Raw genomic sequence first — 15,817 nt, 5'->3', positions numbered from 1 at the left:
AAGCGACTAAGCAAGTATGACTTGGACAAACAGGGATAGTGTTATGGATCGAGATAAAAAAGAACGTTTGGAAGCAAAAGGTTGGAAAGTTGGAACTGTTTCAGAATTCTTAGAGCTAACACCAGAAGAGACGGCTTTAGTTGAGATTAGATTAGCTCTAAGTCGCACACTAAATGAGCGACGACAAAGGCTGATGACGCAGGCTGAACTAGCAGACAAAATTCACTCCAGTCAACCACGTATTGCCAAGGCTGAAAATGGTGATGTTTCAGTTTCTATTGAATTACTAATACGAGCAATATTGGCTACAGGTGCAACTCCTCAAGAAATTGGACAGGTAATTGCCAGTACAGGTTCGATAATAGCATAGAGATAAGATATAGCCAAAAATTAGCGAACTACTTAAGAAATAAATAATGCACCAATAATCGTTAAGCCAGCATATCTTACTTGAGACGCGATCGCTATTCCGCGAACACCTCATCGTTTCATATCATATTGTCCCTGCAACTCCTGTCTCGTTAATCCCCTTTTTGACGACTGACTTACAAAACTGCATACCCAGTAGAACATCTAGAAGTATATTCCCTTGTCAAAAGCACAGTCATACCTCTAGATTAGAAAATTACAAGCCGAACCATGAACAACAAACATAGTAGTGAAAAAATAACTGCACTACTTGTTGCATAAGCTAACACAACTCATAGTTCAAATCATTTAATTTCTCGAACTATGTGTTTCTCGATCTCAGTTAGATTGGAAGGAACTGACGATCGCAAGCTCGGCGTGTTGTAAAAGTGTATTGCGATCGAGACAATGAGGTTTGTATTGTGGAGTTGTGGCTAGTAGTTTCTCGATTCTCATGCGAGATGCTTCAACAACCGATTCAGAAAGCCTACCACTCTCAAGAGAATCTGAAAAATCCCGAGCAATCTTGTGGGTTCGTTCTGATGATGAGCAAGGAAGGTTGCGAGATACGAGAAATAAATCGCAGCTAGCATGAAAAGTCTGTGCTACTGTTCCGCTTTGGGTATACATATCTGAGATAGCTTTCATATCCAGATCGTCAGACACAATTACCCCCTCAAATCCAAGTTCCTCTCTAAGAATGCCTTGTAAGATAGGTTGTGATAGCGTAGCAGGGAGATTTGGATCTATTTTGGAAAACAAGATATGAGCAGTCATTATAATGGGAACTTGCTTTTCAATGAGTGCTTTGAAGGTAATAAGTTCGCGATTTCGTAGTTCCTCTACAGATAAACTGAGGGTGGGTAACTCTAAGTGAGAATCAGTGCTAGTGTCTCCATGACCTGGAAAATGTTTAGCACATCCAATAATTCCTGAATCTTTTAGACCGAGGTAATAGTCAAGAATACCTCGAACAGCAATTTGCGGAGTTTCCCCAAAAGCACGAGGTCCAATAACTGGGTTGTTGGGATTGGAGAAAATATCAGCAACAGGAGACCAAGAAACATTAATGCCTAAAGACTTTAATTCTACTCCTGTAGCTGCTGCAATTTCACGAGATTTAGATTTGTAAAGTAATGCATGAGGAAATCGGGTTAGAGGTGGTGGGGTGCGATGGACTCGACCACCTTCATGATCTAGAGTGAAGAACATCGAATCGCGATCGCTGTACTGTTTTATTTGGTCTATCAACTCACTAAAACTTTGTAACCAAACTTCATAGGGAGCATCGTAACGAAAGTTTTTTTGAAAGAAAATAACCCCAATCGGTTTTAACTCATTCAATATACGCTTATCATCATCATTCAGTGTAGTTCCAGAAATACCAACAATCAGATGGTTGCCAAAACGTTGTAGTTTTTTTGTTTCTGCCATTTTCCCTCCTAACAACTGTACTAGTAGGGACGGACACAGATGCCCATCCCACAAAAACTTAATTTAATTCAGTTATGTAAATGTCATAATTTTTAGCTAAGTTATCCTAAACTTAACTTCAATTTAATCGCTTAAAGCCTTTTGGTACTTTTGTAACAGCACCTGAATTAGCTTAGGTGAAACTCGAAAGGTAGTTTGCTGTAAGCAGTTAATCGATTCGGGAAAATCTAGCAGATTTTTCCGAGCAGCTTCGTCTAACACCCCTAGTAAACCAGTTACTCTTAAACCACGGAATTGAGCAATCTGTCGTCCTAACAGATCGTCAATGATGAGTAAATTAGCTTTTTGCTGTTCTGCTAGAACAATCGCGTCTCGTTCGCCAGGATCTAAAGTCTTTAAATTTTCATCAGATAAAGTATTTACAGGCTGAACAATCAACCAGGTAGGTGGTGTCTCAATCCATACTTGTACAATAGTTGGGGAACGAGGATCTGTGAGTTCTTGACGAACAATTTCAGGAATCAGAACCTGACCGTATAATTGGTGAAGTACATCTATTTTACCTATCAATAAAAGATAACAAATAGGTGATGTATCTGACACTACTATCATTAATAGTTCAACTTTCCTTCTTGTCGTAGTTGTTCGTGAGTTTGGCGATCGTGCTCGTAATCAATTTCGTCATACTGTAAATTAATACCTTTTGCTTTAAGAAATGCATCAACTTCTAGGCGTGTAGACATTCCGAGTAACTCTCGGACTTTCCCCACACTAATAGAACCATCTATATAAGCTTCTATCACAAGCATTTCTAACAACTTTCGTTCTAAGTTGCCCCATCTGCTTTCTAAGGAATGAGCCACATCGTCTGGTAAAGCAATCTGAATCTGCGTCATATTCTTGCGTTAAGTTGTGTACAGCAATGCTTGCAAAACAAATCTTACTGTATTTGATTTGCGACTTCGTACTTTAAAGAATTTTAAATCAATCCCTCTAAAGTCTCTCTAAATTAGCATATTGCCGCAATAACTCTAGTGGGAATTAAATTAAAGGTAATAGTATTGTAAAAGTGCTACCTTTACCCAACTCACTTTGCACGTTCAAGCTACCTTTATGTGCTTGAGCGATCGCATAGGCGATCGCTAACCCCAATCCAGAACCGCCTGTACTACGAGAGCGAGCCTCATTCGGGAGGAGCTTCATTCTATAAAATCGGTTAAAAATCCGTTTTTGTTCGTGAGGAGCAATACTTATTCCACTATCGCGAACTTGTTTAAAACCCACGTAGGTGGGTTTTGCTTGTATAGCTGCGAATTCCATTCGCTTGGAAAAACAAAACTCTTAAGATTCTCGTCCTGAAGCCCAAGTATCGCGCCACTTAACAGTACCTTCTTTAGCAATGACCCAACGGCGAGTCATAATATTTTCTCGAAGGGGGGAAGTTCCTTCTCTCAACAGAGCGTATTTATAGCTGATAAGCTTACCCGCGCTTTCATTAAAGGGAATTTCGGCAAACCAAGTGTTTTGGTTGATGTACTCAAGAGGATATGCTTTGGCGATATCCCAATTACCCAATTCCGGACAGTCACCAATGAGTACGATTCGTTCGCCAGGTAGAGTACGCACGCCGTTAAGTTGAGCGCGTACAATAGTTTGCGCTTTGACTCGCTCTCCAACACGGCTTAATACAATAATACCGTGTTCTTCCAGTTGCAAGTCATAAATCTTACCATCTTTGACTTCATACTTGTTGCGAGTCATCACACAGGTATGTTCTCCATCCGGTAAATCTGTAAGGACTTCTGGTATAGTAGCAGAACCACCTCTATTGAGTGCAACAAAGCACACTGAGTCACGATAGCGGCGTACATAACAGTAGATATCAGGTGTAATATATCTTTCCCATTGACCACCCATTGATATAGCAGGATTGAGTCGTCGCAAACCAGATAGTAACCTGATATAACGATATATTTCCGTATCCGTATCCCACTTGTCCATCATTGGGCGGTTGTAAGGATCGTTACCACCGTTGGTATCATCGTGGAGATATTGTTCCGTACCGTAATAGATACAAGGAATACCGCGAGAGGTCATAACGAGGACAGTTGCTAACATTAACCTCGCCGGATCGGGATTCAAAGATTGGAAGCGGGACATATCGTGATTGTCAATGAAGGTAATGAGTTCTGTCGCCCCGCTATATCGATAATCCAAATCAAAAATGTCTTTAATCAAATAAAATCCAGCTTCAGCGCTTTCACCTAAAGCTTGCCTAATAGCTACACACAGTGCAAAATCTAAAATTGTCATGCCAGAGTTGTTGGCAAACTCTACAGAGCGATCGTCTAGAGGATGACTGTAAATCCATTCACCAAAGATAAATACATCTGGTTTGTGATTGTACATATCACCAGTAAATTCCTGCCAAAACCAGATGGGCATATGCTTGACAGTATCTACTCTTAGTGCATCAACACCCCGATCCAACCATTGTTTAATTGCTGCTTTAATGTATGTACGATACTCGATATTGTTTTCATTAAAAGTTGCAAGACCCGCAAGTTCGCAGTTTTGCACTTGCCATTCATTTTCCCAATCTTGAACTTCACCGTAGTGGTGATACCAGTGAGCTTCATCATCATTAAAGTCAGCAATTTTGACTCCATCGTCGTATAATTCACCTTTGCGACCGCTAATATCTGGGCTGCTGTGGTTGCAAACAATATCTAGCACTAGCTTCATTTTACGCTTGTGCAGTTCGTCAATCAACTTGTCAAATGTTGTATCTCTTGTTTCTTGCGTTTTGTTTAAAGAAGGTTCTTCTCCTGTGGCAATGAAACGAGGATTCATCCGTTTAAAATCCCTAGTCCAGTAACCATGCATGGCTGCATTGCCTACAAATAAATCTTCTATTTGCTCAAATAAAGGAGTCAACCAGATTGCAGTGACTCCCAGGTTTTTCAAATAATCTAATTTGTCGATAATACCCTGTAAGTCACCGCCCCAGTATTTCCCCCAATCCTGTTTGGTTGGATCGTAAAGTTCTGCGTTAGCACCTGTGCTATTCTCTAAATCACCATCGTGAAAGCGATCGACCACAATAAAGTAGAGAGTTTCCTGACGAAATTCAATATCTCTAGTAAAAAGAAACTCTAGGTCAATTTCTGTTTCTGATGGTGTTGTTTCAACAATGGCAGCGACTTCGGCACTAGCATCCTCTACTTTGTACTGCTCTTCGGAAAATAATGAGGGAGGGGTGTTTACCATATTTTGAGAACTTATTTCTAAATTTACAGCTTGTTGTGTCCGAAAACAATGTTATTTATCAAACATTGCTTATGTAGGTTGGGTTGAGGAACGAAACCCAACGTTGAATTGAATTGTTGGGTTTCGTTCCTCAACCCAACCTACGATGTCTTAACGTTTACTTTATAAATCATCTCTTAATTTTGCGCTTTTTGACTTTTGACTTGTGACTTGTGATTTTCGCTTTGCGAAGCCTGTGGCAAAATTTATAAAAGTCCTTTCACTGATAGTTCCCAGCATGAGCGCAACAACCAACACAAACCTCCCTAGTCTTTACGAACCCTTCTCCACAGAAGCCAAGTGGCAAAAATTCTGGGAAGAAAACCAAACTTACAAAGCCGACCCGAACCAAGGTAGCGAATCTTATTGCATAGTTATTCCGCCCCCCAATGTTACGGGTAGTCTGCACATGGGTCACGCTTTCGACAACTCACTCATTGATACCCTCGTGCGCTATCACCGGATGAAAGGACTCAACACCCTTTATCTTCCTGGAACTGACCACGCCAGTATCGCCGTGCAAACAATTCTAGAAAGGCAACTCAAAGCAGAAGGCAAAACTCGCTATGAGTTGGGACGCGACAAATTTCTAGAACGTGCTTGGCAGTGGAAAGCAGAATCTGAGGGAACAATTGTCAATCAATTGCGGCGCTTTGGTGTCTCGGTCGATTGGACGCGGGAACGGTTTACCTTAGATGAAGGTTTATCTAAAGCTGTAGCTCATGCTTTTAACAGTCTTTATGAAGAAGGGCTAATTTATCGCGGTAAATATTTGGTCAACTGGTGTCCGGAGTCACAATCAGCCGTCTCCGATTTAGAAGTGGACTTAAAAGAGGTTGATGGTCACCTCTGGCACTTCCGCTATCCCCTCAGTGATGGTTCTGGCTATGTAGAAGTTGCCACAACTCGTCCGGAGACAATGTTGGGCGATACGGCTGTGGCTGTAAATCCAAGTGACGATCGCTATAAGCATTTGATTGGGAAAACCCTCACTCTGCCCATTATGAATCGGGAAATTCCCATTATTGGTGATGAGTTAGTCGATCCGACTTTTGGAACGGGTTGCGTTAAAGTCACTCCCGCCCACGACCTTAATGACTTTGAAATGGGTCAGCGTCACAACCTCCCGTTCATTAATATTATGAATAAGGACGGCACTCTCAATGAGAATGCTGGTTCCTTCCAAGGACAAGACCGCTTTGTTGCCAGAAAAAATGTAGTTTCTCGTTTAGAAACCGATGGGTTTCTGGTAAGAATAGAGGATTACAAACATTCTGTGCCTTATAGCGAACGCGGTAAAGTCCCCGTTGAACCGCTCCTTTCAACCCAGTGGTTTGTGAAAATTCGCTCCATGGCAGATAGGGCGCTAGAATTTCTTGACCAGAAAAATTGTCCGGAGTTTGTTCCCCAACGTTGGACAAAGGTTTATCGTGACTGGTTAGTGAAACTGAAAGATTGGTGTATTTCTCGTCAACTGTGGTGGGGACACCAAATCCCTGCTTGGTATGCTGTCAGCGAAACGGGGGGAGAAATCTCAGACAATACACCTTTTGTAGTTGCCAAATCAGAAGCAGAAGCAAGGGAGAAATTGATTGCACAATTTGGAGAAAATGTCAAGATAGAGCAAGACCCAGATGTGCTTGATACTTGGTTTTCCTCCGGTTTATGGCCTTTCTCGACTTTAGGTTGGCCAGAACAAACTCCAGACTTAGCGACTTATTATCCTACCAGTACCTTAGTCACGGGTTTTGACATCATCTTTTTCTGGGTTGCCAGAATGACTATGATGGGTGGGCATTTTACCGGGCAAATGCCGTTTAAATCAGTTTACATCCACGGCTTGGTGTTGGATGAAAATGGCAAAAAAATGTCCAAATCTGCTGGCAATGGTATCGATCCGTTGCTCCTCATTAATAAGTACGGTACTGATGCTTTGCGTTATACCCTTATTAAAGAAGTTGCAGGTGCGGGTCAAGATATTCGCTTGGATTACAATCGGAAAACAGATGAATCCCCATCAGTAGAAGCAGCCCGTAACTTTGCTAACAAGTTGTGGAATGCTGCCCGTTTTGTGATGATGAATTTGGAGACTAGGGACTGGGGACTGGGGACTGGGCTAGATTCTTCCCAATCACGCCAGTCCGCTCAACGGGGGGAACCCCCGCACGCGGCTGGCTCCCCAATCCCTAATCCCCAATCCCTGGAATTGAGCGATCGCTGGATTCTTTCCCGCTACAATCAAGTTGTCAAACAAACAAACGACTTGTTCGCTCAGTATGGATTGGGAGAAGCAGCAAAAGGGCTTTATGAATTTATCTGGGGCGACTTCTGTGACTGGTATATCGAACTCGTAAAATCTCGCTTGCAAAAAGATGCCGAGCCAGACTCCCGCCGTGTTGCACAACAAACTCTTACTTATGTATTAGAAGGCATACTTAAGTTACTCCATCCCTTTATGCCTCATATTACTGAGGAGATTTGGCATACTCTTACCCAACAACCTACCGATTCTAAGCAAAGTTTATCCTTGCAACGTTATCCAGAACCAGATGCAAACTTAATTGACTCTGCTTTAGAAGAACAGTTTGAATTGTTGTTTGGTACGATTCGTACAATTCGTAACTTGCGAGCTGAGGCAGATATTAAGCCTGGGGTGAAGATAACAGTCAATTTACAAAGTGAAAGCACAAAGGAACAGCAAATTCTTCATGCAGGACAGCCTTATATTAAAGATTTGGCTAAGGTGGAGAATTTAACTATTTCTGACGAGCAAAAGAAAGCAACAGTTTCTGGCAAAAACTTGTCAATAAATTTGGGAAAAATAGCAGCAATTGTCGGAGCTATTTTTGTGTTTAGAATTGGGCTTGCTGTCGCTGATGCAGTAGACGACATCCCCTACTTTGGCACTTTCTTTGAACTTGTTGGTTTTGGTTATTCGGCGTGGTTTGTTGTCCAGAATATCTTGTTAGCTGAGAGAAGAAAAAAATTCTGGGAGCAGTGGTTCCCACCAACGGTTGAAGAAAATCCACCGCAAATCGAAACTCAAGAACCAGAACAAGCAATTGCAGGTGTTGTGGGTACTGTGCAGGTAGTCATTCCCCTTAAAGGCGTTGTTGATGTTGACACGTTGCGAGCTAAGCTAGAAAGAAGCCTTAGCAAAGCAGAAAGCGAAGCTCAATCTCTGCGTGGAAGACTCAGCAATTCCAAATTTGTGGATAAAGCACCTCAAGATGTAGTACAAGGAGCAAGAGATGCTTTGGCAGAAGCGGAAAAACAAGCAGAAATTTTACGCGATCGGCTTCGTGGGTTAGTATAGCGATTGAGTTTGCTAAAATTAAGAACCCAGACAACCGTTATGCTATATCTAGCTCAGGTGCATAAAAATGACTTTCTAGACCAGCTTCAGTTGCGGTTGTTGGCACGTCAGGAAGCTGAACATATGTGGGTTACGATACCAGAAGAAGCTTTTATTCTTTTGGGAAAAGGAAAAGTTTTAGCAGAAAAGCTACTTGTTCTAGTAGAACTTTCCCCCACAGGTGATATCCAGAGTTTGGAAGAAGCCACCGATTGGTTGCTAAATTTGGTGCAGACCTACCTCGCCAATGGTATTACGCCAGAATTCTTGCAACAGGAAACTGAGCGAGCAGAACAGTGGCGACAAAACTTAACATTACAAAATCAAGATCTAGCCCGTCGTTCTTTAGAGTTGGAAGCCCGTAGAGAGCAAATTCAAGCCTTAGAAGAAAGCCTGAAACGGGAGAAAAACGGTGCAAAGGATGAAGAAGCGAGGTCTTAATAGTAGGCGGACAGTTATCACTCATAATTGGTAACTGTTCGCAACTCTATTAAGCTCCTAAATTATTTGTGAGAATTTGAAATTATTGTGACCCCCCTGTAGTCCCCCCTTGGTAAGGGGGGACGGCGTTAGCAGGGGGGTGAATTTTCTGACAACTCATTTAAGATTGCAATATCTCGCATATAGCAATCCTAAATCATTTACAAACAATTGTATGTACTTAATGGTGGGCAATGCCAATGCCCACCATTAAGTCTTTTGGTGGGCATTACCCACCCTACTTGTATTTTGCAAATTAGATAGGATTACTATAGTTAAGTTGAAGTTATCATTTATAAAATAAACTTATATTTTACAGATAGTGCTATTTTTCAAATTTATCTTTAAACTGCTTAATAGTAGTTTACAGACACACAACAATGCTTAACTTCATTAGAAACAATCCTTATCAGAACGACTGTATCGGCTTCCAATTTAACAGCAACGATTTACTTCAACCGATTCGTGGCTGGTTCGATCGCATCGAAATAACCAGCCCCAAAATTGCTCATTTTCTTTGCAAACTGATTCCAGTACAGTGTCCTTTTGAGCGAGACATCTATCTTTTTGGTCAAAAAGTAGCCCATATTCCGCCTCTTTGTAAACTCAATCCCTTTTACGAGCAAGTTTCCAGCCTGCGGTTTCGCGCCCTTTGCTACCTAGCTGATGAATGTGGAGAAGATGTGCGCTGCTACTGTTGAAGTCATACCTGACTAGAGCAAAACCAAACAGAAAAGCTTAACTAAGAAGAACTGATGAACGCACAGCAAGCCAATGACTTCGACAAAATTAGCCTCACTGCTTTTATGGTGAGCTTAGCCCGACAGTTCACGGACATTCCCTATGCTCAGGAGTTGGCGCAATTGGTAGAAGCGCAAAGATTTGTAGAGCAATCTTTGCCGCAAAATCAAGATAAGAGCGTTTTGCTAACTGCTCGTGTGGAAGCTCGCTACAAAGCTATTAACCAAGTGATGGCTCAATATGAAGAAATAACGCAAGTTCTAGAACTTGCATCTGGGTTGCTACCGCGTGGTATGACCTTATCTTATGACTCTAACATCACTTTTATAGAAACCGATCTGCCTGCAATGATTCGCTGTAAACAGCAACTTGTTGAGCAACTTATTGGAGAACGTCCCAACCTGCACTTTATAGAACTTGATGCTACTGACAGTCCCAACCGTTTTTTTAAAAGTACCGTGCATTTTCAAGCAGGACAACCCGTCATGCTTTTGTGCGAAGGGCTTCTGACGCACCTGACACTTTCAGAAAAACAACAAGTGTGCGCTAACGTCCGAGAAATCCTTCGCACTTACGGTGGAGTCTGGATTACTCCTGATTTTATTGATACAGCTAGCTTTTCGCGATCGCTACAAAACGACCCTGATTTACAGAAGCTCATACAAACAGGAACCAACTTTACAGGCAGATCTATAGTCGATAATAATTTTGTAACTCCCAACCAAGCGAGACAATTTGCTAACGAGCAAGGCTTTGGCGTAGTGGAGTACAGTATGCTGAATGTAATAAACGAGTTAAGCTCCTTAGAAATTTTAGGCGTTGATGCAGAAGTGGTTGAGAAAATGCTTGCAACTCAATCTGTATTTGCGCTGACTCTTGAATAACCGATTCAATTATTCACTGGTATCTCAGTCCTCTTGGGGGAAGTATTTGATTGGGATTTGTTCGCAATCCTCCATTGGTACTGTTGGGATTGAGATATATGCCGCCTGAGTTTTTCTTCTCATTCTTAATGATGACACGTGTTCCATTACGGTAATAGAAAGTTTTTGTACCATTACCGTTGTCGATTGTGTTGGTAGGATACAGTGTATCATTAGTTGGTGTAGTAATTCTGCCGTTATTCGGAGCAATGCGAGTTCCAGAAGGATACTTTAGGTAGTTGCCCGTACCTTGCGCTCCATAGGAATCAAGATCGCTTTGCGCCCACACTAGTTGAGGTGTTAAAGAGCCTAATACTGCTACGCCAGTTATAAAGAGTTTTTGGAATGCACTATTCCTGGAAATCATAAAATTTCTCTTATATAGTCTGTATCTACTATTATGTATCTTTTTGTTGATAGTATTTTCTATCTAGAGGAATCCTCAATAAGTTATAAAATACACGTATTAGTAGGGTGGGCATTGCCCACCAGTAGTATCATATGGTGGGCAATGCCCACCCTACAGTACTAATATTTTTTCACAAATCAGATAGGATTGCTATAGAATTGATATATGATTTTAGAAGTTGCAATTCTCCAGATAAAACCAGGAAAAACTCAGGAAGTTGAGACAGCTTTTAAGCTAGCCTCGTCAATTATTTCCTCAATGCACGGCTATATTAATCACGAGTTACAAAGGTGTTTGGAAGTAGAAAATCAGTACATTCTACTCGTGCGTTGGCAAAACCTAGAAGACCATACTGTCTGCTTTCGTCAATCGCCAGAATATGAACAGTGGCGTCAACTGCTCCATCATTTTTACGAGCCATTTCCCACCGTAGAACATTATGAAATGGTATTTAGTAACCAAAAACTATAACACTTGGAATATAACTTGTTTATCTAACAAAAAAATCTAGGATTTGAAGCAGAAGAAACTCATAGTTTTCATTTTGAATTCCTTCTGCACTTAGCCTTTTATTGGAATTAAAACAATCGAAAAATGAACGGATAACGGAAAGGTTCATCAGGCTTGCTAAAACAATGTAATAATGCCCAAATTGTTAGTCCCCAGTGTAGTAAAAAACCAAACGCAACAACTGGGAAGAACAAAATTCCACCAAGCCCAAAGGTGATCCAAGCTAAAATTCCTATGGGTACTCCTATGACAGTTGCCCAGAACCAAACATTAAAGTGAAAATTAATGGATTCTTTCGCGTTACTTTTAACAACCGGGTCATCCGAAATTAAGTTGATGATAATTGGAATTCCAATCGAAAACAATGCTGTGCTGAAGAAAATCGCACCATGACTTAGAGCCGATAGCAATTTTCGCTTATCAGAATCGTATGTAACTTGCATCCTAGAAGCTCCTTGGTTCTCTCTATAGCTCTAATTTTAAATGGCAACTGACAGGTTTTATATTACAGATTACCGTACTTTCAAAAATCGTGTATCTGGGTTTCTGACTTTTATGAGGGTATGTTTATATAACCATCATATATTTGAAGTTCCTCCTTTTTAAGCTAAGGTGTATGCCTGAGTTGAATTTACCCCACCCTAACCATCCCCGATGGATTGGGAAGAGAACTAGAAAGTTAAATTTACCCCACCCTAACCATCCCCGATGGATTGGGGAGGGAACTAGAAATCCGATTTCCCCAAGCTATGGAAATATTGTTGGAGAAAAATGTAGCAGCCGTTAGAAAGGGGAGGGAGCTAGAAATATGATTTCCCCCCTTTCCCAGAAAGCTAGAAATCCGATTTCCCCCCAATCCATCGGGGGGACTAAGGGGGGTAAATTAGGCAGCTAAATGAGACTTTTAAAAACACACCCTAGCCCTCTCCTCAATCAACGCTTTTTGTAATTTCGGATTTCTTTATGAATTTTCTTCCATCGTTCTTTCTCCAATAAATTCAACCTTTGGTCTTGCTTGCGAGCAAGATAATTCAGTTCTTTTTGCAACTTTTGATAGTTCAGAAACCTTTGATAGTCCAGCGTTCCTTCATCTAATGCTTGTTGCACTGCACAACCTGGTTCGCGCTCGTGTTGGCAATTTCGGAAACGACACTGCTGTGCCAACATTTCAATATCTGCAAATGTTTCTTGCAAGCCCTCGTCTCCCGACCAAACTTGGAGTTCTCGCATACCGGGCGTATCCACAATTAAACCACCTGATGGCAGTAAAATTAACTCTCGATGGGTGGTTGTGTGCTTCCCTCGATCGTCTCCTTTTCTTACCGCTTGCACGGTTTGAACTGCTGTTCCTATGAGTTGATTGACAATCGTGGATTTACCAACACCAGACGATCCCAGTAGAGCCACTGTTTGTCCGGTTTGGAGGTAAGGCTTTAAGCCATCCAATCCTTGAGAGGTACTAGCACTTAAAACTATAATGGGAACACCAAGTGCAACCGCTTCCACTTCAGCAACACACTGTTCCACACGATCGCACAAGTCTGCTTTATTAAGAATGACAACGGGATTTGCTCCGCTATCCCAAGCTGTAATCAGGTAACGTTCTATTCTTCTGGGGTTAAAGTCTCCATCCAATCCTGAGACTAAAAACACTGTGTCAACGTTAGTCGCAACAATTTGTTCTTCCGTTTTACCACCTACAGTCTTGCGGGAAAATTTGCTTTTTCTAGGTAAAATTGCTTGGATCGTTGCGCGTCTTTCAGAATCCCTGACGTGAATAACAACCCAATCCCCGACAGCTGGAAAGTCTGTAGAGTCATTGGCTTGATATCTTAGTTTACCTGTAACTTCTGCTGAAAGTTCTCCGCGATCGCTATAAAGGACATAGGTATTTTTATGTTCGATAGCAACTCTCCCAACCGTAAATCCTGGTTGGCGTAATGGTTCAAAGCTAGAAGCAAAAAAATCGCTCCAGCCCAAACAATTCAAATTCATTTGTATTTCCTCGGTGCGTGCAATTTTTTTGGCACAAGGTTCACAGAGGAATTGCCTGGTTCATTCCTAGAAGATGGAGGACTGAACGATAATCTCTGTGTCTTGTGTCGAATATTGTGAAAAAGCCAAAGTAACTTTGACGGCTACAAATACAGTCATCGTTTGTCCTCCTTGTGTATGTGATAATGTTATCAACAATCTTTCTACTGTGAATTCCGGACGTACTAAATCCTGTTATTTAAAAAAAGTTCACGTGAAAACACAACTGTGAAAAGAAAGTGGGTTTTTCAGCTTTTACTGGTTGCTAGCTTAGGACGCATGGGTATGCAACCAGATCTAACATCATCCGTCGTTTTTGGGTTGTCGATGACTGTGGACGCTCTTGATACAACGGTAGACTTTCTCAATATTCTCTGAAACTCTTACCAATAAAGAACAACAAATGACAAGTGACAGCCCTAGAGCGCCGGTCCAGTAGAAGATATGGACAAATCAGGCAAAGTGTGTATGACACGAGCGGCAACTCAGGTACAGCAAAGGTATTGATTTGATAGCATTGAGAGTCAAGCATTTCCAGTGCTTGTTTATTGCAATCAAGACGGGTAAACTTGTATCTTGCACTCTTTGAGTCAAACTCAGACAAAGCAAAAATATCAGCGATTACCTTCGGTAGAGCTTCGCTTAACGCATTACCTTCTTACGCACGGTTTTTATCGCGTTAATTAAGGGATTGAACTTGATACTAGGTTATGAAATGACATCAATTTTCTGGCGGCATTATGGCTAGTAGACATATCCAGATTCTCTAAAATTGCCCAACCATTATCATTACAAATCTTGAAACTTCAATCCCAACAAAAAAATCAATATATCAAGCGATGAAAACAAAATAGAAAAGTGCAAGCCATGTTATTAGAGCCGCAACGACACTCCGGGCGGCGAGCAATAAAAGAATAAATGCTTTTGTTAAAAAACTAGTTCTTCGTTAGACTTATACAAAAATTCAGAAAGTAATGTTTTCCTAATTATTGGCAAAAAATCCGTATCAAACTAATACATTGATTGGGATTTTCTAGAGTTCAAATCCTATTTAATTATCCTTATCTTTCAGATCGCTAAAACATGGACTTTTTGTCAACTGCAATATTCCACAGCATCATTGCATAACCAGTCATTCACAAAACCTACCATTTAACACCAGCGCTACTTTCATCATCTGCTCTCTGAAGAGTCTATTTTCTTTTTATCGTATTTCTGTATTTTTTTGGCTTTGTCTGGCAGGGTAAGCGTTTGTTATTTATCATGGTTGGTCACTTTCATGTCAATCTAGATATGTATACTCGCCACTATGCCACCAGAAAAATTGATGTGATTTTATGACTTAGTATCAAGTTCAATCCCTTCTTGAGCGCGATAAAAACCGTGCGTAAGAAGGTAATGCGTTAAGCGAAGCTCTACCGAAGGTAATCGCTGATATTTTTGCTTTGTCTAAGTTTGACCCAAAGAGTGCAAGATACAAGTTTACCCGTCTTGATTGCAATAAACAAGCACTGGAAATACTTGGCTCTCAATGCTATCAAACTAATACCTTTGCTGTACCTGAGTTACCGCTCGTGTCACACACACTTTGCCTGATTTGTCAATATCTTCTACTGGCTCGGCGCTCTAGCCCCCGATAAATTGGGGGGCTATGTGTAAGTCCTGCATATATTACCAAATATGCTCAGTGTCAATATTTACAAAATCTGATAAACTCAACATTTTTTCCTCTCTCCTTAATAAATTTTAGCTGGCTAGTATTTATTGTTTGCTTTCCATATCATTTATTGGGATAAGTAAAATCAGAATATGCACTCCCTTCGAGAGGATTGGAAAATTTAATTCTGTAAAAATGCTTGGAAATTCCTGCCAGCAAGTAATACGTAAATTTCTGCTGCTCCTTTATTTTTACCATCTGCATAAATCAATAATGGTGTTTCTAATAAGTCAGGTAAATGGATCTGAACATTACTGAGTCAAGTCATGAGAGTCATCTATGAAAGTTAACATCACTGCAATCAAAGCTAAGATCGTTGCAATGTTTGCTCTGCTTGCTACGACTGGTGCTAGTTTACCTGGAGCGAATATTAGACCTCCTGCACGATAGAACTCATTTGATATCTTTTGTTGTGTCTTAAGAGGATGTTTGAAAAGTCTTTTCATTAGTAGCAACAGATTCAAGATCCCCCTAAATCCCCCTTAAAAAGGGGGACT

General features: G+C 41.0%; 14 protein-coding genes and 1 pseudogene. 7 read left to right on the top strand and 8 right to left on the bottom strand.

Annotation, left to right across the window (positions count from 1 at the left end; all coding sequences use genetic code 11):
- Positions 1–43: 43 nt before the first annotated feature.
- A complete protein-coding gene (locus ACKTT2_RS20460) occupies positions 44–370 on the top strand; it encodes a helix-turn-helix domain-containing protein (RefSeq protein ID WP_407890267.1) in 327 nt (108 codons plus the stop codon).
- Between the two features lie 377 nt (positions 371–747).
- Here ACKTT2_RS20460 and ACKTT2_RS20455 read toward each other — a convergent pair whose 3' ends face one another.
- The 5 genes and pseudogenes from ACKTT2_RS20455 to ACKTT2_RS20435 all read right to left on the bottom strand — a co-directional run bounded on the left by ACKTT2_RS20455 (position 748) and on the right by ACKTT2_RS20435 (position 5,112).
- Complete coding sequence (locus ACKTT2_RS20455) at positions 748–1,842, bottom strand: glycoside hydrolase family 3 N-terminal domain-containing protein (protein WP_407890265.1); 1,095 nt, start codon at positions 1,840–1,842, stop codon at positions 748–750.
- Positions 1,843–1,965: 123 nt separating this feature from the next.
- On the bottom strand, positions 1,966–2,454 hold the full coding sequence (locus ACKTT2_RS20450) for a PIN domain-containing protein (RefSeq protein ID WP_407890263.1): 489 nt from the start codon (positions 2,452–2,454) through the stop codon (positions 1,966–1,968).
- The gene (locus tag ACKTT2_RS20445; protein WP_407890261.1) at positions 2,454–2,738 is read right to left on the bottom strand and encodes a UPF0175 family protein; all 285 of its coding nucleotides are present in this window, start codon (positions 2,736–2,738) and stop codon (positions 2,454–2,456) included. Before ACKTT2_RS20445 ends, ACKTT2_RS20450 begins: the two co-directional genes overlap by 1 nt.
- 145 nt (positions 2,739–2,883) lie before the next feature.
- Positions 2,884–3,114, bottom strand: a pseudogene (locus ACKTT2_RS20440) (ATP-binding protein); the annotation flags it as partial.
- A 69-nt stretch (positions 3,115–3,183) separates the two neighbouring features.
- On the bottom strand, positions 3,184–5,112 hold the full coding sequence (locus ACKTT2_RS20435; protein WP_407890259.1) for an alpha-amylase family glycosyl hydrolase: 1,929 nt from the start codon (positions 5,110–5,112) through the stop codon (positions 3,184–3,186).
- Between the two features lie 277 nt (positions 5,113–5,389).
- On the opposite strand from ACKTT2_RS20435, the gene ACKTT2_RS20430 reads away from it, so the two are divergent.
- The 4 genes from ACKTT2_RS20430 to ACKTT2_RS20415 all read left to right on the top strand — a co-directional run bounded on the left by ACKTT2_RS20430 (position 5,390) and on the right by ACKTT2_RS20415 (position 10,611).
- Positions 5,390–8,467, top strand: coding sequence for a valine--tRNA ligase (locus tag ACKTT2_RS20430; protein ID WP_407890257.1), 3,078 nt, complete (start codon positions 5,390–5,392; stop codon positions 8,465–8,467).
- Positions 8,468–8,506: 39 nt separating this feature from the next.
- On the top strand, positions 8,507–8,947 hold the full coding sequence (locus ACKTT2_RS20425) for an HmpF-related protein (RefSeq protein ID WP_407890254.1): 441 nt from the start codon (positions 8,507–8,509) through the stop codon (positions 8,945–8,947).
- A gap of 419 nt (positions 8,948–9,366) precedes the next feature.
- Positions 9,367–9,687: a Mo-dependent nitrogenase C-terminal domain-containing protein gene (locus tag ACKTT2_RS20420; RefSeq protein WP_407890252.1), complete on the top strand. Its 321-nt coding sequence runs from the start codon at positions 9,367–9,369 to the stop codon at positions 9,685–9,687.
- A 54-nt stretch (positions 9,688–9,741) separates the two neighbouring features.
- Positions 9,742–10,611 (top strand): class I SAM-dependent methyltransferase, encoded by an 870-nt coding sequence (locus tag ACKTT2_RS20415; protein WP_407890251.1) that lies wholly within the window; start codon positions 9,742–9,744, stop codon positions 10,609–10,611.
- Positions 10,612–10,624: 13 nt separating this feature from the next.
- On the opposite strand, the gene ACKTT2_RS20410 is transcribed toward ACKTT2_RS20415, so the two are convergent.
- Positions 10,625–11,017: a hypothetical protein gene (locus ACKTT2_RS20410; RefSeq protein WP_407890250.1), complete on the bottom strand. Its 393-nt coding sequence runs from the start codon at positions 11,015–11,017 to the stop codon at positions 10,625–10,627.
- A gap of 207 nt (positions 11,018–11,224) precedes the next feature.
- Here ACKTT2_RS20410 and ACKTT2_RS20405 point away from each other — a divergent pair, with 207 nt between their 5' ends.
- Entirely contained in the window at positions 11,225–11,530 is a 306-nt protein-coding gene (locus tag ACKTT2_RS20405; protein WP_407890248.1) for an antibiotic biosynthesis monooxygenase family protein, read from the top strand.
- Between the two features lie 107 nt (positions 11,531–11,637).
- Here the strand turns inward: ACKTT2_RS20405 and ACKTT2_RS20400 are convergent, their stop codons facing one another.
- The gene (locus ACKTT2_RS20400; protein WP_407890246.1) at positions 11,638–12,012 is read right to left on the bottom strand and encodes a DUF4870 domain-containing protein; all 375 of its coding nucleotides are present in this window, start codon (positions 12,010–12,012) and stop codon (positions 11,638–11,640) included.
- A gap of 490 nt (positions 12,013–12,502) precedes the next feature.
- Entirely contained in the window at positions 12,503–13,564 is a 1,062-nt protein-coding gene (rsgA, locus tag ACKTT2_RS20395; protein WP_407890244.1) for a ribosome small subunit-dependent GTPase A, read from the bottom strand.
- A 267-nt stretch (positions 13,565–13,831) separates the two neighbouring features.
- Between rsgA and ACKTT2_RS20390 the strand changes: the two genes are divergently transcribed.
- Positions 13,832–13,981: a hypothetical protein gene (locus tag ACKTT2_RS20390; protein WP_407890243.1), complete on the top strand. Its 150-nt coding sequence runs from the start codon at positions 13,832–13,834 to the stop codon at positions 13,979–13,981.
- Positions 13,982–15,817: the final 1,836 nt, after the last annotated feature.

Origin of the sequence: Scytonema hankhaensis NUACC26 (genome assembly GCF_045865695.1) — a bacterium.
GTDB lineage: Bacteria > Cyanobacteriota > Cyanobacteriia > Cyanobacteriales > Nostocaceae > Scytonema.
This window is presented reverse-complemented; position numbering and strand designations above follow the sequence as displayed.